The sequence below is a fragment of the Clostridioides sp. ES-W-0018-02 genome (assembly GCF_020658175.1).
Taxonomy (GTDB): Bacteria; Bacillota; Clostridia; order Peptostreptococcales; family Peptostreptococcaceae; genus Clostridioides.
This window is the reverse complement of sequence record NZ_JACVVY010000006.1, coordinates 36,373-57,614: the sequence shown is the minus strand read 5'-3', so window position 1 is coordinate 57,614 and position 21,242 is coordinate 36,373. Positions and strand designations below refer to the sequence as shown.

At 30.3% G+C, this 21,242-nt stretch carries 18 protein-coding genes; 12 read left to right on the top strand and 6 right to left on the bottom strand.

Annotated elements, in window-relative coordinates; translation table 11 throughout:
* Positions 1 to 7: 7 nt before the first annotated feature.
* The 11 genes from IC219_RS14455 to secG all read left to right on the top strand — a co-directional run bounded on the left by IC219_RS14455 (position 8) and on the right by secG (position 15,538).
* On the top strand, positions 8 to 1,117 hold the full coding sequence (locus IC219_RS14455; RefSeq protein WP_227433768.1) for a 4Fe-4S binding protein: 1,110 nt from the start codon (positions 8 to 10) through the stop codon (positions 1,115 to 1,117).
* A gap of 295 nt (positions 1,118 to 1,412) precedes the next feature.
* Positions 1,413 to 2,804: a dihydropyrimidinase gene (hydA, locus tag IC219_RS14450; protein WP_227481906.1), complete on the top strand. Its 1,392-nt coding sequence runs from the start codon at positions 1,413 to 1,415 to the stop codon at positions 2,802 to 2,804.
* Complete coding sequence (xdh, locus tag IC219_RS14445) at positions 2,798 to 5,359, top strand: selenium-dependent xanthine dehydrogenase (RefSeq protein ID WP_227831559.1); 2,562 nt, start codon at positions 2,798 to 2,800, stop codon at positions 5,357 to 5,359. Before hydA ends, xdh begins: the two co-directional genes overlap by 7 nt.
* A 151-nt stretch (positions 5,360 to 5,510) precedes the next feature.
* Positions 5,511 to 6,857 carry an RNA polymerase factor sigma-54 gene (gene rpoN / locus IC219_RS14440; protein ID WP_227433771.1) on the top strand — a complete coding sequence of 449 codons (1,347 nt, stop codon included), beginning with the start codon at positions 5,511 to 5,513 and terminating at the stop codon, positions 6,855 to 6,857.
* Positions 6,858 to 7,378: 521 nt separating this feature from the next.
* Positions 7,379 to 8,401, top strand: a complete 1,023-nt coding sequence (locus IC219_RS14435) for a sugar-binding transcriptional regulator (protein ID WP_227433772.1) — start codon at positions 7,379 to 7,381, stop codon at positions 8,399 to 8,401.
* A 59-nt stretch (positions 8,402 to 8,460) separates the two neighbouring features.
* Positions 8,461 to 9,468, top strand: coding sequence for a type I glyceraldehyde-3-phosphate dehydrogenase (gene gap / locus IC219_RS14430; protein WP_227831560.1), 1,008 nt, complete (start codon positions 8,461 to 8,463; stop codon positions 9,466 to 9,468).
* 221 nt (positions 9,469 to 9,689) lie between these two features.
* Entirely contained in the window at positions 9,690 to 10,892 is a 1,203-nt protein-coding gene (locus tag IC219_RS14425) for a phosphoglycerate kinase (RefSeq protein ID WP_227481909.1), read from the top strand.
* A 25-nt stretch (positions 10,893 to 10,917) separates the two neighbouring features.
* Positions 10,918 to 11,661 carry a triose-phosphate isomerase gene (tpiA, locus tag IC219_RS14420; RefSeq protein ID WP_227831561.1) on the top strand — a complete coding sequence of 248 codons (744 nt, stop codon included), beginning with the start codon at positions 10,918 to 10,920 and terminating at the stop codon, positions 11,659 to 11,661.
* Between the two features lie 11 nt (positions 11,662 to 11,672).
* Positions 11,673 to 13,202, top strand: a complete 1,530-nt coding sequence (gene gpmI, locus IC219_RS14415) for a 2,3-bisphosphoglycerate-independent phosphoglycerate mutase (RefSeq protein ID WP_413926637.1) — start codon at positions 11,673 to 11,675, stop codon at positions 13,200 to 13,202.
* 516 nt (positions 13,203 to 13,718) lie between these two features.
* Positions 13,719 to 15,011 carry a phosphopyruvate hydratase gene (gene eno, locus IC219_RS14410; protein ID WP_227433777.1) on the top strand — a complete coding sequence of 431 codons (1,293 nt, stop codon included), beginning with the start codon at positions 13,719 to 13,721 and terminating at the stop codon, positions 15,009 to 15,011.
* Between the two features lie 302 nt (positions 15,012 to 15,313).
* Positions 15,314 to 15,538, top strand: a complete 225-nt coding sequence (gene secG / locus IC219_RS14405; RefSeq protein ID WP_227433778.1) for a preprotein translocase subunit SecG — start codon at positions 15,314 to 15,316, stop codon at positions 15,536 to 15,538.
* Positions 15,539 to 15,791: 253 nt separating this feature from the next.
* Here the strand turns inward: secG and IC219_RS14400 are convergent, their stop codons facing one another.
* Positions 15,792 to 16,220, bottom strand: coding sequence for a hypothetical protein (locus IC219_RS14400; protein ID WP_227831562.1), 429 nt, complete (start codon positions 16,218 to 16,220; stop codon positions 15,792 to 15,794).
* A gap of 276 nt (positions 16,221 to 16,496) precedes the next feature.
* Between IC219_RS14400 and IC219_RS14395 the strand changes: the two genes are divergently transcribed.
* Positions 16,497 to 17,585: a sulfurtransferase gene (locus tag IC219_RS14395; RefSeq protein WP_227831563.1), complete on the top strand. Its 1,089-nt coding sequence runs from the start codon at positions 16,497 to 16,499 to the stop codon at positions 17,583 to 17,585.
* Between the two features lie 311 nt (positions 17,586 to 17,896).
* Here IC219_RS14395 and IC219_RS14390 read toward each other — a convergent pair whose 3' ends face one another.
* The 5 genes from IC219_RS14390 to IC219_RS14370 form a co-directional block, all read right to left on the bottom strand.
* Positions 17,897 to 18,784 carry an AEC family transporter gene (locus tag IC219_RS14390; protein ID WP_413926957.1) on the bottom strand — a complete coding sequence of 296 codons (888 nt, stop codon included), beginning with the start codon at positions 18,782 to 18,784 and terminating at the stop codon, positions 17,897 to 17,899.
* A 54-nt stretch (positions 18,785 to 18,838) separates the two neighbouring features.
* Positions 18,839 to 19,213: a VOC family protein gene (locus IC219_RS14385; protein ID WP_227831564.1), complete on the bottom strand. Its 375-nt coding sequence runs from the start codon at positions 19,211 to 19,213 to the stop codon at positions 18,839 to 18,841.
* Between the two features lie 295 nt (positions 19,214 to 19,508).
* Complete coding sequence (locus IC219_RS14380) at positions 19,509 to 20,006, bottom strand: YbhB/YbcL family Raf kinase inhibitor-like protein (RefSeq protein WP_227481913.1); 498 nt, start codon at positions 20,004 to 20,006, stop codon at positions 19,509 to 19,511.
* Positions 20,007 to 20,060: 54 nt separating this feature from the next.
* Positions 20,061 to 20,423, bottom strand: a complete 363-nt coding sequence (locus IC219_RS14375) for a winged helix-turn-helix transcriptional regulator (protein ID WP_227481914.1) — start codon at positions 20,421 to 20,423, stop codon at positions 20,061 to 20,063.
* Between the two features lie 17 nt (positions 20,424 to 20,440).
* On the bottom strand, positions 20,441 to 21,055 hold the full coding sequence (locus IC219_RS14370) for a DNA alkylation repair protein (protein WP_227481915.1): 615 nt from the start codon (positions 21,053 to 21,055) through the stop codon (positions 20,441 to 20,443).
* Positions 21,056 to 21,242 lie beyond the last annotated feature (187 nt).

Genomic DNA, 21,242 nt, shown 5'->3' with positions numbered 1-21,242 from the left:
TAATAATATGGCTAATTTAAAAGTTAATTTATATGGAATGGAATTCTTAAATCCAGTTATGACAGCAGCAGGTCCTGGAGCAAAAGATGGTGATCTCTGTCAAGAGGCAGCAAAAGGTGGAGCAGGAGCTATATGTACAAAAACTATATCTGTGTTACCAGCAGATGTACCAAGACCATGTATGGCAAAAACTAACAGTGGTTTCTTAAATACAGAATTATGGTCAGAGCTTCCAAAAGAACAATGGATAGAAGAAGAATACAAAAAAGTAAAAGCAGCAGGTCTTCCAGTAATAGTAAGTATGGGATATTCAGCAGAACAAATAGCTGAGGTTGCACCTTTAGTAAAACCTTACGCAGATGCAGTTGAATTATCAACTCATTATGTAGGCACAGATGTTGCTCCAATAGTAAATGCTTTAAAAGCTGCAAAAGCTGTTTTAGATGTACCAGTATTTATGAAAATGAGTCCTCATACTGATATTCAAACTATTGCAAAAGCTGTTGAAGAAGCAGGAGCAGATGGACTTGTAATGATAAACTCATTTGGACCATGTATGGCAATAGATGTAAACACAGGATACCCTATAATGGGAAGTAAAGCAGGATATGGATGGTTATCAGGAGCTCCTATAAGACCATTAGCAATAAGATGTATATATGAAGCTTCTCAAGTTGTAAATATACCAATTATAGGTGTTGGTGGAATAACTTGTGGAAAAGATGTAGCTGAAATGATGATGGCAGGAGCAAGTGCTGTTCAAGTATGTACAGAAGCAATCCTTAAAGGGCCTTCTATATATGGAAAAATTGCTAAAGAATTAAATGATTTCTTAGATGAAAATGGATATGCTGATGTTAATGAAATCAAAGGATTAACTCATAAGAAAATGGCAGCTAGAGGATTTAGAACTCATGCAGTGGCTCCAGTTGTAGATGATAATAAGTGTATCAAATGTAAACAATGTGTAACAAGCTGTGTATATGAAGCTTTAGAAGTGACAGATAAATTAAATATAGATGTGGATAAGTGCTTTGGTTGTGGATTATGTGTAACTAGATGTCCAAAAGGTGCTTTAAGTATTTGCTACAATCAAGTAGAAGCTGTTAATGAATAATAATTATATAGAATTTTAGTAATTAACTTAGAGTAATAAATATATTAAGATAATAAAATATATTAGATAAGCAAGTTTATACATTAATAATACAACGTGAAGTTAATAATCTTATGACGTTGATTTAACTAAACATTAGTTTAATTAAATATCATTTTAATTAAATATTAATTTAATTAAATAATGGTTTAATCTAAATATAAATTTACTGTGTATAAGTGCTCTAATCAAATTACTTTAAGTTAATTTCTTCAGATAAAATAAATTGATACGTTATAAGTAAGGTGGAGTCTATATGGGAATTGTTTTAAAAGGTGGGAAAGTAGTAACAAGTGAAAAAACTTACTGTGCAGATGTAAGAATAGAAAATGAGAAAATAGTTGATATAGGTGTTGATATATCAAAAGAAAATGATGAAGTAGTTGATGTTAGTGATTCTTATATTATACCAGGAGGTATAGATACACACACTCACTTTGATTTAGATACAGGAACTACTAAGACAGCAGATAATTTTGAAACAGGAACAAAAGCTGCAATAGCTGGAGGTACTACTACTATCTTAGATTTTGCTACACAATCTAGAGGTTGTTCTTTAAAAGAAGGATTAGATGAATGGCATGAAAAAGCTAGAGATAAATCTTATTCAGACTATGGTTTTCACATGGCTATAACAGATTGGAATGCTTCAGTTTGTAATGAAATGGAAGACATGGTGAAAGAGGGAGTATCTTCATTTAAATTGTATATGGCATATAAAGGAAGCCTTCAAGTTGATGATGGTGTCATCTTTGAAGCTTTGAGAAAAGCAGAAGAGGTAGGAGGGATTATTGGATTCCATTGTGAAAATGGGGATATAATATGTGAACTTGTGGATAAAGCAAAAGCAGAAAATAATCTATCTCCAAAATATCATCAATTAACTAGACCAGCTATATTAGAAGCAGAAGCAACTTCAAGACTGATGAAGATAGCAGAAGTGGCAAATTCTAAGGTGTACGTTGTTCACCTAAGTTGTAAAGAATCTTTGGAAGAAGTTCTAAAAGCTAAACAAAGAGGAGTAGATGTGATAGTTGAAACTTGTCCTCAATACCTTCTATTAAGTGATGAATTATATGATTTAGAAGGATTTGAAAGTGCTAAATATGTAATGTCACCACCTTTAAGGGATAAAGAAAATAATGAAATTTTATGGAATGCTATTTTAAATAATCAAATAGATACTATAGGTACAGACCACTGTTCTTTTAATTATAGGGGGCAAAAGGAACTTGGAATAAACGATTTCAGTAAAATTCCTAATGGTTCGCCAGGGGTGGAACATAGGATGAGTCTTTTATACACATATGGAGTCTGTAAAAATAAAATATCTATCAACAAGATGGTAGAAGTAACATCGACTAATGCCGCCAAACTATTTGGAATGTATCCTGAAAAAGGAACTATAGAAATAGGTAGTGATGCAGATATATTAGTTTTAAATCCAAATAAAAAATCTAAAATAGAAGCAAAAAAACAATTACAAAATGTAGATTATACGCCTTATGAAGGTTATGAAGTAAATTGTCAAATAGAACATGTTTATTTAAGAGGAAAAGAAGTTGTTAGAGAGGGAGAATTAATTTGTAATACTCCAAGTGGGAGATATATAAAAAGGCGTCTAACAGAGGGGGCTAGAGAATGGTAGAATTTATATTAAATGGAGAGAAAGTTGTTGCAAAAGAAGGCAAAAAACTTTTAGACTTCCTTAGAGAAGATATGAATATAACTTCAGTTAAAAATGGATGTTCAGAAGGTGCTTGCGGAACTTGTATGGTCATAATAGATGGTAAAGCAACTAAAGCATGTGTATTTAAAACTGATAAATTAGCTGGGAAAAATATAACAACTATAGAAGGATTATCAGAAAGAGAAAGAGATGTTTTTGCATATTCTTTTGCCAGCCAAGGAGCTGTTCAATGTGGATTTTGCATCCCAGGTATGGTAATTAGTTCAAAAGCGCTTATAGACGTTAATAATAATCCTACTGAAGATGACATAAAAAAAGCTTTAAAAGGTAATATATGTAGATGTACAGGTTATGTAAAAATAATTAAAGCTGTGAGTTTGGCAGCAAAGATATTTAGAGAAGATATAGATGTCCCAAAAGTAAACTGCAAAGGTCTAGTTGGTGAAAGTCTTCATAGAGTTGATGCAGTAGGCAAAACACTTGGATACTCTGAATATGTAGATGATATAAGATTAGAAGGTATGATTTATGGTTCAGCAGTTAGAGCTAAATATCCAAGAGCATTAGTTAAAAAGATAGATATAGAAGAAGCAAAAGCTTACCCAGGAGTTGTTGCAGTTCTTACAGCTAAAGATATTCCAGGAACTATAAAAGTAGGTCACTTAAAGAAAGATTGGGATACTTTAATTCCAGAAGGTGAAATAACTAGATACTTAGGAGATGGAATAGTTTTAGTAGCAGCAGAAACTAGAGAAGCATTAGAAGAAGCGAAAAAACTAGTTAAGATAGATTATGAAGAATTGACACCTTTAAGTACTACAGCAGAGGCTCTTAAAGAAGATGCTCCAAATATACATGAAACAGGTAATGTACTTGTTAAGGAACATTTAGTAAGAGGAAATGCTGAAGAAAAAATAAGGAACTCAAAATACGTTGTAACTAAAAAATACACTACACCTGCAACAGAACATGCATTTTTAGAACCTGAATGTGCAGTAGCAGGTCCTTATGAAGAAGATGGAGTAATAATTTACTCAACAGACCAAGGTGTGTTTGCTACTCAACATGAATGTGCAGATATGTTAGGATTACCACATGAAAAAGTAAGAGTGATAAATAAGATGGTAGGAGGCGGATTTGGTGGAAAAGAAGATATGAGTGTTCAACACCATGCAGCCTTACTTGCATACCACACAAAGAGATTTGTAAAAGTACAGCTTACTAGAAAAGAAAGTATAATTGTTCATCCAAAAAGACATGCTACAGAAATGGAATTTACAACAGCATGTGATGAAAATGGATATCTAACAGGTATGAAAGCAACTATAATATCTGATACAGGTGCTTATGCATCTCTTGGAGGACCAGTATTGCAAAGATTATGTACTCATGCAGCAGGACCATACAATTATCAGGATATTGATATAACTGGAACAGCAGTATATACTAATAATCCTCCTGGAGGAGCATTTAGAGGTTTTGGAGTTACACAAAGCTGTTTTGCTACAGAATGTAATCTAAATTTACTTGCTGAAATGGCTGGAATATCACCTTGGGAAATAAGATATAAAAATGCAATAAGACCTGGTCAAGTTTTACCAAATGGTCAATTTGCAGATGAAGGAACAGCAATGGCAGAAACATTAGAAGCTGTAAAAGAAGAGTATGAAAAACACCCACGTGCAGGTATAGCTTGTGCAATGAAAAATAGTGGTGTAGGAGTTGGGATACCTGATGTGGGAAGATGTAGACTGGTAATAAAAGATGGTAAAGTTCATATAAGAACAAGTGCCTCTTGTATAGGTCAAGGTCTTGGTACGGTTATGACTCAAGTAGTTTGTGAAACTGCAAATTTACTACCTGAAAACATAGTGCATGAAGTTCCAGATACTCACTTGACACCAGATTCTGGTAATACTACAGCTTCAAGACAGACAGTATTTACAGGGGAGGCTACTAAGGTTGCAGCAATTAAATTAAAAGAAGCTTTAGCAACTGGAAAAGCATTATCTGATTTAGAGGGAGAAGAATTTTACGGAGAATATGCAAGTGTTACAGACAAAATGGGTTCTGATAAAGAAAATCCAGTAAGCCATGTAGCTTATGGATATGCAACACAAGTTGTAATGCTAGATGAAAATGGAAAATTAGAAAAAGTAGTAGCAGCACATGATGTAGGAAGAGCTATAAACCCAATCAGTTTAGAGGGGCAAATAGAAGGTGGAGTTGTTATGGGTCTTGGATATGCCTTAACAGAGGATTACCCAGTAGTCAACTCTGTACCTACAGCTAAATTTGGTACATTAGGCTTATTTAAATCTACAGATATACCAGAAATACAAGCCGTAATAGTTGAAAAAAACAAAGATTTATTGGCATATGGTGCAAAAGGAGTAGGAGAGATTTGTACAGTTCCCACTGCACCAGCAGTGCAAAATGCCTATTATGTATTTGATAAAGAGTTTAGAACTGAACTACCACTTCAAAATACGCCATATAGTAAAAAAAAATAACAAAAAAATAAATATTAAATAAAAAAAATCAATTAAATTGTAAATAAAAAAAACCCTTTTGCATAAGGTATATTTTAAATGATAGAATATACATATACAGGAGGGTTTTTCTTTTATAAAATAAGTTTAATAAAATTGAGAGGTGAGCAAAATGAATTTTAATAATAGTCTAGAGTTAACTCAGTCTCAGAAGCTAATCATGACTACACAACTTAAGCAATCATTATCAATATTAAATATGAGTAAGTTGGAGTTAGAAGAAGAGATTAAAAGGGAAGCAGAGAATAACCCATTAGTCGAAGTTGAGAAAAGTGGGGAGATAAATTGGGAAGAATATATAAAAGATATGGAAAAATCAAGACGTTTAGATAGAACAGAAATAAGTTATAACCCTGACAATGAAGTTAATCTAGAAAATTTAGTTAAATATTCGTCAAATTTATATGAGGATTTGAAGTTTCAGATAAGCTTATATAAGCTAACAGATAAACAAATGGAAGTCTGTGAGTATATAATTGATAGCTTAGATGAGGACGGATATTTGAGAACTGAGGAAAAAGTAATTGTTGATACTTTAAAGATAGATGAAGAACTTTTTGAAAAATGCTTGATTAGTGTTCAGCAGTTGGAACCTAGTGGAGTAGGTGCAAGAAGTCTTTCAGAATGTCTGATGATTCAAATGGCAAGCTTAGGAATATATAATGAAATTTTAGAGGAAATCGTTACAAAAGACTTAAATTTAATTGCAAATAATAAATATAAAGAGATAAGCAAGAAGTACAATATGTCACTACAAAAATGCGTTGAACTAATAAATATAATTAAAACATTAGACCCTAAGCCAGGAAGAACCTGTTCAGTAGAAAAAAGTGTATATATACAACCAGATGTAACAGTTGAAAAAATTGATGATGAATTTATTGTGTATTTAAATGAAAAAGACTCCTATCAAATAAAAATAAACAGTTATTATAAAGACATACTAAAAAATTCACAGTCTGACGAAAGTGCAAAAGAATTTATAAAAGAAAGACTAAATTCGGCAACAGGGCTTATGAAAAATATAGAAAGTAGAAAGACTACAGTACTTAAAATTGCAGAAGAAATAGTAAAAGCTCAAGATGAGTTTTTGAGAAAAGGAACAAAATATATAAAGCCCTTAAAAATGAAAGACATAGCAGAAAAATTAGATTTTCATGAATCTACTATAAGTAGAGGTGTAAATGGGAAATATATGCTGACACCTTTTGGAGTATATGAATTTAGGTACTTTTTCAGTAGTGCTATTGAAACTGAAAATCATGAAATGGCATCTAGTACAAGCATAAAAAAAATTATAAAGGAAACAATAAAAGACGAAAATAAAAAGAAACCTTTAAGTGATGACCATATATCTAAGCTATTAAAAGAAAAAGGAATCAATGTTGCAAGAAGAACAGTTGCCAAGTATCGTGAAGAATTAGGAATTTTGTCTTCAAGTAAGAGAAAAGAATATTAGTGAAAAGAGAAAGAAGTATCAGTAAAATGAGGGGAAATGCTAATTAAAATACAAATGAGCATTACACAAATGAGCATTATACAAATGAATTTAAGTATTGGAAAGAAAAGTATTAGAAATAAAATTAAATATTAGGAAAAATCAGGAATTAGAACGATAACTAGAGTCAAAAAAATACAGAGATAAATAAACTGTTATTGTTAATTTTAAGAGCATAAAAATAAAAACATAAAGTATAAAAACAAAGACATATAGAATCTAGCAGAGTAGAACATACAAGATTGAGTCAAAAATATTAGAATAAAAACCAAAAAATATATGGAAAAAATATTATATAAAAAATAAAAAATACTGTACTTTGAAAATGGTGGAGAAATTGCTATAAAACAAAAAAATAAAAAAGTTTTTGAAAAACTATTGAAATCTATACGCAAATCCTATAAAATAAAATTATCTTGTGGGACTTAAATAAACACTAGGGACAAAAAAAGTCCCTAAAGGAAAGCAATAAGGAGTATGTTATGAAGAACTTATTAGAAATTCAAAAGAAACTAATTCCACAGGCAATTGAACTTATGGAAAGAAGATACTCTATTTTAAGACAAATATCTTTAAGTGAACCAATAGGTAGAAGAACTTTATCAAATGTATTAGAAATTAGTGAAAGAATAATTAGGTCAGAAACAGAGTTTTTAAAAGAACAAGGACTTATAGATGTTGCTGTATCTGGAATGACTATCACTAAAGAAGGTTCTGATTTATTAGATAAACTTAAAGACATCATGAGTGACATCATGGGATTGTCTAAGTTACAAGATAGGGTCAGAGAAAAGCTTGGAATAAAAAAGGTAATACTAGTTCCTGGAAGCTGTGATGAAAATGGAAGCTTATTAAAAGATGTAACTAGATATGGATGCGAGTATTTCTTAGGTATTTTAAAAGATGGAGATATAGTTTCAATAACAGGGGGAAGCACTATGTTAGAGTTTTCAAATGTTATTAAAACTGATAAGAGATATCCAAACTCTACAATAGTGCCAGCTAGAGGAAGTATGGGAACTGATGTAGAGATGCAGTCTAATAGTATAGTTGCTTCAGTAAGTAAGAAATTACACTCTAATTGCAAACTTTTACATATACCAGATGAATTGGACGAGAGTGCAATGAAAACTCTTAGCCAAGTGCCAGAGATTAAGACAACTTTGGAGTATATTAAAAGAACAGACATTTTAGTTTTCAGCATAGGTAGAGCAGATGTCATGGCAAAGAGAAGAAAACTTCCAGAAGATAAAGTTAACGAGATATTATCTAAAAATGCAGTTGGAGAAGCATTTGGATATTATTTCAACAAAGATGGAGAAATAGTTTATAAATTAAATACTGTTGGAATTGATTTAGAGACAGTTAAAGAAGTAAAAGAAACTATTGCAATCTTTGCAGGAACAGAAAAAGTAGAAGCCTTATTAGCTATATCAAATATGCATAAAAACATGGTTCTTGTAACAGATGAAGAAAGTGCTTATAAGATATTGTCATTATTATAAAAGTCGAAAACTAGCACAGAGCTAGACAACATACATTTACTTTATAGGAGGTAGCGAAAATGGTTAAAGTAGCTATAAATGGATTTGGAAGAATAGGAAGATTAGCATTAAGAAAAATGATGGAGCAACAAGATAAGTTTGAAGTTGTTGCAATAAACGACTTAACAGATGCTAAAATGTTAGCTCATTTATTTAAATATGATACAGCTCAAGGAAGATTTAACGGTGAAATAGAAGTTAAAGAAGGTGCTTTTATAGTAAACGGAAAAGAAATAAAAGTAACAGCAGAAAGAAATCCTGCTGACCTACCATGGGCTGAATTAGGAGTAGATATAGTATTAGAATGTACAGGATTCTTTACTTCTAAAGATAAAGCAGAAGCTCACATACAAGCAGGAGCTAAAAAAGTTGTTATATCTGCACCAGCAACTGGAGATTTAAAAACAATAGTATTCAACACAAACAGTGAGATATTAGATGGTTCTGAAACAGTTATATCAGGAGCTTCTTGTACAACTAACTGTTTAGCTCCAATGGCTAAAGTATTAAATGATAAATATGGTATAGAAAAAGGATTAATGACTACTATACATGCATATACTAATGACCAAAATACTTTAGATGGTCCTCATCCAAAAGGTGATTTAAGAAGAGCTAGAGCTGCTGCTGGAAACATAGTTCCAAACACTACAGGAGCTGCAAAAGCAATCGGTCTAGTAATACCTGCATTAAAAGGAAAATTAGATGGAGCAGCACAAAGAGTACCAGTTGTAACTGGTTCAATAACTGAATTAGTTTGTACATTAGGAAAAAATGTTACAGTTGAAGAAATAAATGCAGCTATGAAAGAAGCTTCAAACGAATCTTTCGGATACACTGAAGAAATGTTAGTATCTTCTGATATAATCGGAATAAGCTACGGTTCATTATTTGACGCTACTCAAACAAAAGTTATGGAAGTAGATGGAAAACAATTAGTTAAAGTTGTTTCTTGGTATGATAATGAAATGTCTTATACTTCTCAATTAATAAGAACTTTAGGATACTTTGCACAATTAGCAAAATAGTCAGCTTTTAGAAAATAGAAAAGTAGATTGACAAAGTCCGAGTTTGTAGTTTAACACTACGGACTCTGGACTTTTTTTAAGAAAAAATATATAAAATACACCTAAATAATGTTACATACTATATATAAAAATATGATAATATGATATATTTAATAGGGTAAAAGTATGTACTATATTATACTTGGCAATAAAAAATTACTTTATTAAAAGGAGAGATATTTATGTCAATGCTAAACAAAAAAACTATAGAAGATATTGATGTGTGCGGGAAAAAAGTATTAGTGAGATGTGACTTTAATGTACCATTACAAGATGGTGTAATTACTGATGAAAATAGATTAAACGGAGCTTTACCAACAATTCAATATTTAATTTCTAAAGGAGCAAAAGTTATATTATGTTCTCATTTAGGAAAACCAAAGGGAGAAGCTAAACCAGAATTATCTTTAGCACCAGTTGCAAAGAGATTATCTGAAATGTTAGGTAAAGAAGTTGTATTTGCAGCAGATGATAATGTAGTAGGAGAAAATGCAAAAAAAGCTACTGAAAAAATGGAAAACGGAGATGTAGTGTTATTAGAAAATACTAGATATAGAAAAGAAGAAACTAAAAATGAAGAAAACTACTCTAAAGAATTAGCTTCACTTGCTGAAATATTTGTAAATGATGCATTTGGAACTGCTCATAGAGCGCATTGTTCAACAGTTGGAGCAGGAGAATTTTTACAAGAGAGAGTTTGCGGATACTTAATTCAAAAAGAATTAAAATTCTTAGGAGAAGCTGTTGCCAATCCTGTAAGACCATTTACAGCTATACTTGGGGGAGCTAAAGTTTCTGATAAATTAGCTGTTATAAATGAACTATTAGAAAAAGTTGATAATCTAATAATAGGTGGAGGAATGGCTTATACATTCTTAAAAGCTCAAGGTTATGAAGTAGGAACATCTTTACTTGAAATAGATAAAGTAGAATATGCAAAAGAAATGATGGAAAAAGCTAAGGCAAAAGGCGTTAACTTATTATTGCCAGTAGATGTTGTTATGGCAGACCACTTTGCACCAGATGCAACTCCAATAGTAACAGAAGATGCTAATGTAAAAGAAGATTATATGGGACTAGATATGGGACCTAAGACTATAGCAAACTTTGTAAAAGCCATAAAAGAATCAAAAACTGTAGTATGGAACGGACCAATGGGAGTATTTGAATTTGAAAACTTTGCAAATGGAACACTATCAGTAGCCAAAGCTATGGCAGAATTAACTGACGCAACTACTGTAATTGGTGGTGGTGATAGTGCAGCAGCAGTTAATCAATTAGGATTTGGTGATAAGATGACTCACGTATCAACAGGTGGAGGAGCATCACTAGAATTTTTAGAAGGTAAAGAATTACCAGGTATTGCAGCATTAGATAATAAATAAACTACTATATAGAGGAGATTGTAAAATGAGAAAACCTATAATTGCAGGAAATTGGAAAATGCATAAAACAATAAAAGAAGCTTTAGAATTTGTAAATGAAGTTAAAGGAAAAGTTAATGCTGATAAGGCAGAAGCTGTTATATGTGCACCATTTACTTTATTGAAGGATTTAAAAGAAGCGACTAAGGGTACAAATATAAAGATAGGTGCTCAAAACATGCACTTTGAAGAAAAAGGAGCATTTACAGGAGAAGTTTCACCTCTTATGTTAAAAGAAATAAATATGGACTATGTTATAATAGGACATTCAGAAAGAAGACAGTACTTCAATGAAACTGATGAAACTGTAAACAAAAAAGTTTTAAAAGCTTTAGAAGTAGAAATAGACCCAATACTATGTGTTGGTGAAACTTTAGAGCAAAGAGAAGCTGGAAAAACTAAAGATGTTTGTAAAGTTCAAGTTGAAAAAGCTTTAGAAAATGTTCTTAAAGATGATTTAGCAAAAGTAGTTGTTGCATATGAGCCAATCTGGGCTATTGGAACTGGTAAAACTGCAACTGCTGAAGATGCTAATGATGTTATATCTTATATAAGAGAAGTTATAAAAGGATTATATGGAGAATTAGCTAATGAAGTTAGAATACAATACGGTGGAAGTGTTAAACCTTCAAATGTAGCTGAAATAATGGGTCAAAGTGATATAGATGGAGCTTTAGTAGGTGGAGCTAGTTTAGCTGCTAATGACTATTTAGACCTTGTTAATTTCTAAGGAGTGAAATGATGAAAAAACCAGTTGCTTTAATTATTATGGACGGATTTGGATATAATAAGGAAGTTAAGGGAAATGCAATTGCTGAGTCCAAAACTCCTAATTTAGACAGAATAATGAAAGAATATCCAAACACATTAATAAATGCTAGTGGTCTTGATGTTGGTCTACCTGATGGTCAAATGGGAAATTCAGAAGTTGGCCATACTAATATAGGTGCAGGTAGAATTGTATATCAAGATTTAACTAGAATAACAAAATCTATAAAAGATGGTGATTTTTTTAATAATAAAGTTTTATGTGAAGCTATGGACAATGCAAAAGAACATTCTCTTCATGTAATGGGTCTTTTGTCTGATGGTGGAGTACATTCACATATAGACCATCTTAAAGCTATAATCAAAATGGCAAAAGATAAAGGTGTAGAAAAAGTATATGTTCATGCATTTACTGATGGTAGAGATACTGACCCTCAAAGCGCATTGGAATATGCTAAGGAAGTACAAGCTAGTATGAATGAAATTGGAGTAGGTGAATTTGCTACAGTTTCTGGTAGATACTATGCAATGGATAGAGATAAGAGATGGGAAAGAGTAGAGCTTGCATACAATGCCATGGCTAGAGGTATTGGCGAAAAAGCAACTTCTATTGAAGAAGCTATTCAAAACTCTTATGATAATGGAAAAAATGATGAATTTATAATGCCAACAGTTATTGTTAAAGATGATAAAGCAGTTGGAAGTATAAAAGAAAATGATTCAATTATATTCTTCAATTTCAGACCAGATAGAGCAAGACAAATAACAAGAGCTTTAGTAAGTGAAGAGTTTGATGGATTTAAAAGAGAAGAAATTAAAAACTTCTTTGTATGTTTAACAGAGTACGATATAACTATAAAAGAAGTGCATATAGCATTTGGACCACAATCTTTAACTAATACTCTGGGTGAATATCTTGCGAAAAATGGAAAAACTCAATTAAGAGCTGCTGAAACTGAAAAATATGCGCATGTTACTTTCTTCTTCAATGGTGGAGTAGAAGAGCCAAACAAAGGTGAAGAGAGATTATTAATACCTTCTCCAAAGGTTGCAACTTACGACTTACAACCAGAGATGTCTGCATATGAATTAACAGACAAAGCTTTAGAAAAACTAGGAGAAGATAAGTTTGACTTTATAGTTTTAAACTTTGCAAACCCTGACATGGTAGGTCATACAGGAAATATTGAAGCAGCTATAAAGGCTGTTGAGACTGTAGATACTTGTGTAGGAAAATTAGTAGATAAAATAATAGAGCTAGGTGGAAGCGCAATAATAACTGCTGACCACGGAAATGCTGAATACATGTTAGACCCACAAACAGGAAAGACTGTAACAGCCCACTCTATTAATCCAGTACCATTTGTGGTTGTTGGACAAGAATTTGAAGGTGCAAAATTATTAGACGCAGGAAGATTATCTGATATAGCGCCAACTGTTTTAGATATGATGAAGTTAGAAAAACCAGAAGAAATGACTGGTCATTCACTTATTTCAAAATAGTTAAGCTTAATAAGTATTATCTATTAATCTAGTGCCATTTGAAATTTTTGCTAAAGAATTTGAATATGCAAAATTAGGTGCTAGAAATTGAATTAATAAGTTTATAAATTGAATTGATAAGTAGAATAGTAACTTACAATAAAGTAAACTTAAAAGTATTTAAGTCTAAGTGAATTTTATAAAGTTTAAGTAAAATGATGTAAAAAATAATAATTAATATATATTATAAAATCAAAAATTATTAGAATCATTAGTTGTAAATTTTGTGTTTCATGTTTTAAGTTTATCTGTATATTTATGTATTGAAGATTGATTTTGGCTAATAGATAAGTTAAAAATTATAAAAAATAAAATAAAAATAGAAACTTTTACAAATTTACCCATCAAATAAATTTGTATCTAATTTTCAAAAATAACTTTCTGTACTATAATATAATAAGTAGATTAAAACTAGTAGACGGATGTTTACAGTAAATGAAAATTTAACTAATAGAAAAATCGAAGGGAGATATACAAATGTCAGTTATTGAATTAGTATATGCTAGAGAAGTATTAGACTCAAGAGGAAATCCAACTGTAGAAGTTGAAGTAGTATTAGAAGATGGAGCAATGGGAAGAGCAATAGTTCCATCAGGCGCATCTACAGGAGCTTTTGAAGCTGTTGAATTAAGAGATGGAGACAAAGGAAGATACTTAGGAAAAGGTGTAGAAACAGCTGTTGCTAACGTAAATGAAATAATAGCACCAGAAATCGAAGGAATGGATGCATTTGACCAACCAGCTATAGATGCAATGATGATAGAATTAGATGGAACTCCAAACAAAGGTAAATTAGGAGCTAATGCTATATTAGGTGTTTCAATGGCAGTAGCTAGAGCAGCTGCTGATGAAATAGGTTTACCATTATTCCAATACTTAGGTGGAGTAAATGCTAAGCAATTACCTGTTCCAATGATGAACATATTAAATGGTGGAGAACATGCTGATAATAACGTTGATGTTCAAGAGTTCATGATATTACCAGTAGGAGCTTGTTGCTTTAAAGAAGGTTTAAGAATGGGAGCAGAAGTATTCCATTCATTAAAGAAAGTTTTAGGAGAAAAAGGATTAGCTTGTGGTGTAGGTGACGAAGGTGGATTCGCTCCAAACTTAGGTTCAAACAGAGAAGCTTTAGAATTAATAGTTGAAGCTATAACAAAAGCTGGATATAAGCCAGGAGAAGATGTTATGTTAGGACTTGATGTTGCTGCTACAGAAATGTACAACAAAGAAACTAAAAAATACGTTTTAGCTGGAGAAGGAAAAGAATTAACTGCTGCTGAAATGGTTGCTTTATATGAAGATTGGTCAAACAACTTCCCAATAATAACTATAGAAGATGGTTTAGATGAAGAAGATTGGGATGGATGGAAATTATTAACTGAAAAATTAGGAAACAAATTACAATTAGTTGGAGATGACTTATTTGTTACTAATACAGAAAGATTAGAAAAAGGAATTGAAAATGGAGTAGCTAACTCTATATTAGTTAAAGTTAACCAAATAGGTACAATAACTGAAACTCTAGATGCAATAGAAATGGCTAAGAGAGCAGGGTACACTGCTGTTATATCTCATAGATCAGGAGAAACTGAAGATTCTACTATAGCAGATTTAGCTGTTGCAGTAAATGCTGGACAAATAAAAACTGGTGCTCCATCAAGAACTGATAGAGTTGCTAAATACAACCAATTATTAAGAATAGAAGAAATGGTTGGAGAGCAAGCTAGATACTGTGGATTAAAATCTTTCTATAACTTAAAAAAATAGTTTTTAAGGATTAAAAAGATAGTATAAAAGATTTTAAGTTTATCTTATAAGAGATAAATGGGATAAGTGTTAATTGATTTTTCAAAGCACTTATCCCTTTTTATATGTAAGCCATTTTTATTAGGAAAATAAATAAAAGCTTTGAAATAATTGCTATAATTAAAAACTATAGATATATTTTGATGGCTTTTGATATCAGTTTTGTTTGTGATTTATAACATAATAGTCTTGAAATGACTATATTATTGTGATACACTAAAGAGTAATGAAATTTAAGTAATAGAAAGATAGGAGGGGCAAGAATGGGCAACATTTTAATGGGTGTGCAAGTAGTACTAGGGATTTTACTAGTAATTAGCATAATGCCTCAAGATTCTAAGAATGCTTTACCTTCAGAGTTTGGTGGAGAAGGAAGTCAAGCTTACTTTAAACCAAAAGGAAAACAAGCATTTCTTGCTAGAGTTACAAAGATAACAGCAGTATTATTTTTTATAAATGCATTGGCACTACTTATAGTTAAGAAGTAGTGGTATTGTTGAATAACTGGCCATTATTTAATTAGTGCATTTTGGTTACATTTAAAAATTAAATTTAGTTTTTAATAAAAGTACGTCAACATAAAAAAGTACGTAAAGTAAAAGCTGGACTAATGATTTTATATTATTGGTCCAGTTTTTATTTTATGAATTGAGTCAGATATTTATAAAATAAATTTTTGATATATCTATTTTTGTTATATAGTTTTTAATATCTAGCTTTTGATATCTAGTTTTGATATATCTAATTTTTAATCATTCTAGTATGCACAATCAACTTTATAATTTGCAAAATAGATACCATACTAAGCATCATTATTAAAAAAAAGTAGGAACTGTTAGTATATTGTGTATTTGTTAATACAAACTTTAATAAAAGAGTGTTGATTATTATTGTTAAAAGACCCATTAATTTACCAAATAAATTATAGCTCTTTTTTAAAATAGTGTTTTGAATTAGCAGTATAATTGCAATTATAGTAAAAACGATAAGAATAGCTATTAGAGCTATTTTAAGTGATTCAATAGGATAATCTCTTTCAAAGTTTCTGTTAGTGTATGTTACCCACCTATGCATTCCCATTCTTGTATTTGCATATTTTTCAAAAACCTTACATCCTATTAGAAAAGCAATTTGAAATAGTATTGTAATACTATAGAGTGTTTTCTTCATTAGTATTTCTCCTTATTATATTAAATTATAGACAAACTAAAAATATTATATTGATTTATATTATAATGTTTACTACTAAAATATTATAATATAAATCAATATAATTTAATAGTAAGATATAAATAGAATGCTGTATAGAAATTTTGTATAAAAAGTAAGATGAAGTATAGATATTTTGTATAGCCAATATTATGTATAAGCTGTAGAATTATTGAATAGAAAAAAGCTATATGATATACTTTTTAGATGAAAACTAGATAAGATGGAGGGAAAAACGTGAAAAAAAGGTTATTAAGTTTAATATTATGTATAGCTATGATTGCGACTTTATTAGTTGGGTGTTCAAACAACAATTCAAATGAAGCAAGTAATAAAGATGCTAATGCGGAAAAGGTTACAGCTGACCCAGTTGATACAACAAAAGTATTTGTATCACCTAAGTGGGTAAAAAGTGTTATTGATGGAAATCAACCAGAGTCTAAAAATTATGTTATTGCAGAAGGCTCATGGGGAGCAACTGAACAAAATGAAGGCTACTTGAAACAGCATATACCAGGAGCTATTCATATTGATACAGACTCTTTAGAATATGATAATGATGAAGGAGTAAAAGACTTTGATAACTACAATATCAAACCAGCAGATGTAGTTGAAAAAGTATTACTTAGCAATGGTATTACATCAGATACAACTGTTATACTATATGGTTCTGATTCAGGAGTAGATAGAATAGCATTCATTTGTCTTTGGGCTGGTGTTAAAAATGTTAAAGTTATGGATGGGAGTATTGAAGCATGGAAAAATGCAAAATATGATGTAGAAAAAGGAGCAGTAGAGCCAAAATCTCAAAAAGAGTTTGGTGTAAAAGTTCCAGCTCATCCAGAATATGTAATGGATATAAAAGATGTAGAAAATAAATTAAAAAATGACCCTAACTTTAGACTAGTAAGTATAAGAAGCTTAGAAGAGTTCTCTGGAAAAACAAGTGGTTACAATTATATTGATAAAGCTGGAGAGCCAAAGGGTGCTGTATGGGGGCGTGCAGGTACTGATGCAAGCAGTATGCAAGATTATATGAATGAAGATGGAAGCTATGTAGATTTTGATAAAGTATTAGGTTATTTTAAAGATATTGATGTGACAAAAGATACAAATACAGCATTTTATTGTGGAACTGGATGGAGAGCAACTATTCCTTGGTTAATGTGCTATGAAAATGGATGGAAAAACATCACTTTATTTGATGGTGGATGGTGGCAATGGCAAACACAACCTAATCTGCCAGTACAAGTAGGAAATCCTAAAGATGGGGATGTTAAGTATACAACTGTAGGTGAATTATCAACTGATAAAGCTAAAAAATAATATAAAAAAAGAGGATATGCCAATATAATTTTTATAAGTAATAAGCTATATACTATTTTTAAAAAAAGCTTGAAATTTTATGAGTTTCAGTAAAGAATACAAGTTTCAATAGAGAATATAAATTTCAATATAAAAGGTGAACTATATTTATTATAGTCCACCTTTTTTATATTTTTTGGAGTTATGAGTAGTACTTATTTTCTGTATATATTTATTACAATATCAATACATATTTACTATGCTATCAATATGTGTTTCTTACAATACAAGTATATATTTCTTATTATACCAAATTATACTATAGGATATTACTAAATAAGATTATTCTGTTTTAAGATAAATATTATTATAAATACTGTGATTATGGAAAATGCAGAGGTAAATACTACAATTTGTCCAGCAAGTTCACTATCAGAATTCATCTGTTGGGCCATTGTAAATGAAGAAATAGCAGTTGGAGCAGATAACATTATCATAAGTGAAGCTAATTCTACATTTCTAAATCCAAGAAAAATGCTAATTGGTAAAAATATAGCAGGTATAAGAATAAGTTTTCCGCACACCCCCAGTATAATTGGTCTTATATGTCCTTTTATAGCAGAAAAGCTGAAAGACCCACCTAGAATTATAAGTGATAGGGGAGTAGCAATTTTGGAAATATCACCAATGGTTTTATGTAAAAACTCAGGGATTTTAATATTTAAAATAAGCATTATCAATCCTATTACAGAAGCTATTATGAGAGGATTTGTTAAAACACCTTTAATCATGTGCTTTATATTTATTTTACCACCTCTAAAAATCTCAAGTATTATGACTGATAATACATTGAACATAGGAACAATAACTGCAATTAATAAAGATGTAACCCCAATATTTTTATCACCAAATAGTGAGATTGTTACAGGTATACCAAATATAACAAAATTACTGCGAAAGATACCTTGTATTAATGCACCTCTTGTTTTATTATCTTTTTCAATCTTAGGTATAATAAAAACTAAGAGTAAAAAGATTGAAAAAATACTTATAATAGCTACAGCCATAAGTTTGAGGTTAAGAGAACCATTTAAATCCGTATTGTATATATTAAAAAATAATAGTAATGGCAGGAAAGATTTGAAACAAACATTATTCATTTTATTTAAAGTATGTTCATCAAATAAACTTAATTTTTTCAGAGCATACCCAAGTGACATTGTGAGAAACAAAGGAAGAACTACATTTATAGATAGAATTAAATTTTCCAAAGTTTATTCTCCATAACTTGACAATTCGATTAAATTTCCATCAGGGTCTCTTAAGTAAATAGACTTCATTTCACCAAAGGCTCCTGTGCGTTCTACAATTCCTTGCTTAATTTTAATACCATTTTGTTCTAAGTTTGTTTTTGTCATGTCAATATTAGTATTTATCTCAAAACACAAATCAGCACTACCTGTTTGTACGTTTTTGCTGTGAGGTGAAAGTTCATGACCTTTTAAATGGACATTTATTTTGAAATCTCCAGAGTAAAGTTCATATCTTTCATTTGTCTTCTTTAATGTAAAACCAAGCTTTTTATAAAAATTTATGCAGTTTTCTATATTATTAATAGTAATGACCACATGGTCTATTTTTTTTATCATAATAACTCCTCGAAATTTTATATAGATTTATTAAATGTGTTGATATCTTCTTTTAATAAGGCATAAAATAATAATTAGTTAAATATAAGAAATAACCTGAAATCCATTGATTTAATAGTTAAACAAAGTAAAAAAAATAACCTGAAATCCATTGATTTAATAGTTAAATAAAATATAAAAAATAATTCGAATCCATTGAATCAACAATTAATTAAAATAGAAAAATAATTTAATAGCAATTAAGCTAATCATTAATTAAGTGTAACAAATTAATGATTAGCTATAGTAAATCTAATTAATTAGAATAACTCCCTTTAAGTGTAAATCTATCTAAAATATGCCCATCCATGGCTTCAAAAAACTCATTCATATAAAATCCCTTTTCAAGATTAAGAGTAGTATCAAGGGCAAACACATGTATTTCATAAACATGTGGTCTATCTGGAGGAGCCATACCACCATAAACACTAGCTTCTAATCTACCAATATCACCTAATTTACTATGCCAACTAGTAGTCCCTTGAATAAAATCAGTAGCTGTTATGCTTTCATTTTCCTTTAATTCATCTTTTGTTATATTTGCAGCTAGCCAATGTATCCATGCAAATCCACATACAGGAACTGAATCTTTGTCCTCTAAAAATACAGCAAAGGACACTGTATGCTCTGGAGCATCTTCAAATTTTAGAGGTAATGAATATGTAGGCATACCACCTTTATTAAATTGATTTCCTCTTTTTCCATATTTATCTTCTATAACACCGTTTACTATACCTGTACTAGTTACTTTCATAATAATTTGCCTCCTAAATATATAATAAATTAATAAAAATTTTCTGTAAGTTTATTATATACCAGTTGTAAATAATGGTAAATTACTTACTTTACCATTCTCTAGCATGAAATTAATTCCTATATCTTGCATTATAGCCAAAGCATCTAACATCTGCTTTCCACGAATAGGTGTAAGTGAATATTCAACTTTAAGTGGATATCCTTCATAGGTTTTTTTATCAACCAGCCCAAATTCAATCAATTCTTTAAGTTGTTCAAGCAACATTTTTTGGTTGATTCCATTAATCTCTTTTTCTAGTTTTGATAGAGAAGTTGGACCTATACGTAATCTCCATAATATAATAGACTTCCATTTACCTTTTATCATATCATGTGTTAGTTCTAATGGACATGTATATTTTTCACGAAGCTTCAAGTATAGTCACCTCCAATTTATTTTGCCAAAATACGTTTTGAAGCAAGTTTATATACAAGTTCAACTTTTTTATTTGAAACATCCCATGAGTTTAATTCGTTTTTTACTAAATCTGGATGTTTTTTACTTATGTCTCTGAGAGCATTTCCAACAGATTTTCTTAAGTATTCACTGTCCTCATCTTTTAAACTAGAAAGCAATGATATAGCTACAGTGGGGTTGGTCTTAAAATAGTCTCGGATAGTCCAAACTCTAAGTCCTTCTGTTACAGCTCTCTTTATATTTGGGTTGTCAGAACTTAACCACTCTTTTATCACAGGAAGTGATTTATCATATCCAACTTCACTACAATAATAATCAAATGATTTAGCTAATATTTCTTGTACTCTCCAGTTTTCATCTTTACTCACATTGTTTTTTAAAAATAATAAGGCTTCAGAAATATCTATTGATATAAAGCCTAATATAAACACTGCTAATTCTCTTACTTGATAGTATTCTGATCTATATAAGTAAATTGATAGATAATAACACTTCTTTGAGTCATTATTTTTCACAATTTTTTTAGCAATATTTTCGATTTCTTTAAAACCATTTTCTATGGTAATAATTTTTGCAATTACTTCTTCCAAGTTTATCTCCTCCAATAAGTAGATTAGTTTAAATTTAATATATTATTTATAATAAAAAAATTTATTTAATTTATATAAAATAAAGACTTGTCAAAAAACGTTTGCAAGCCTTTAATATTAGAATAAATAAAAAACAATAAAAAATCAACCTAATTTAACATATAAATTTACTTTTATTATAAGTTTT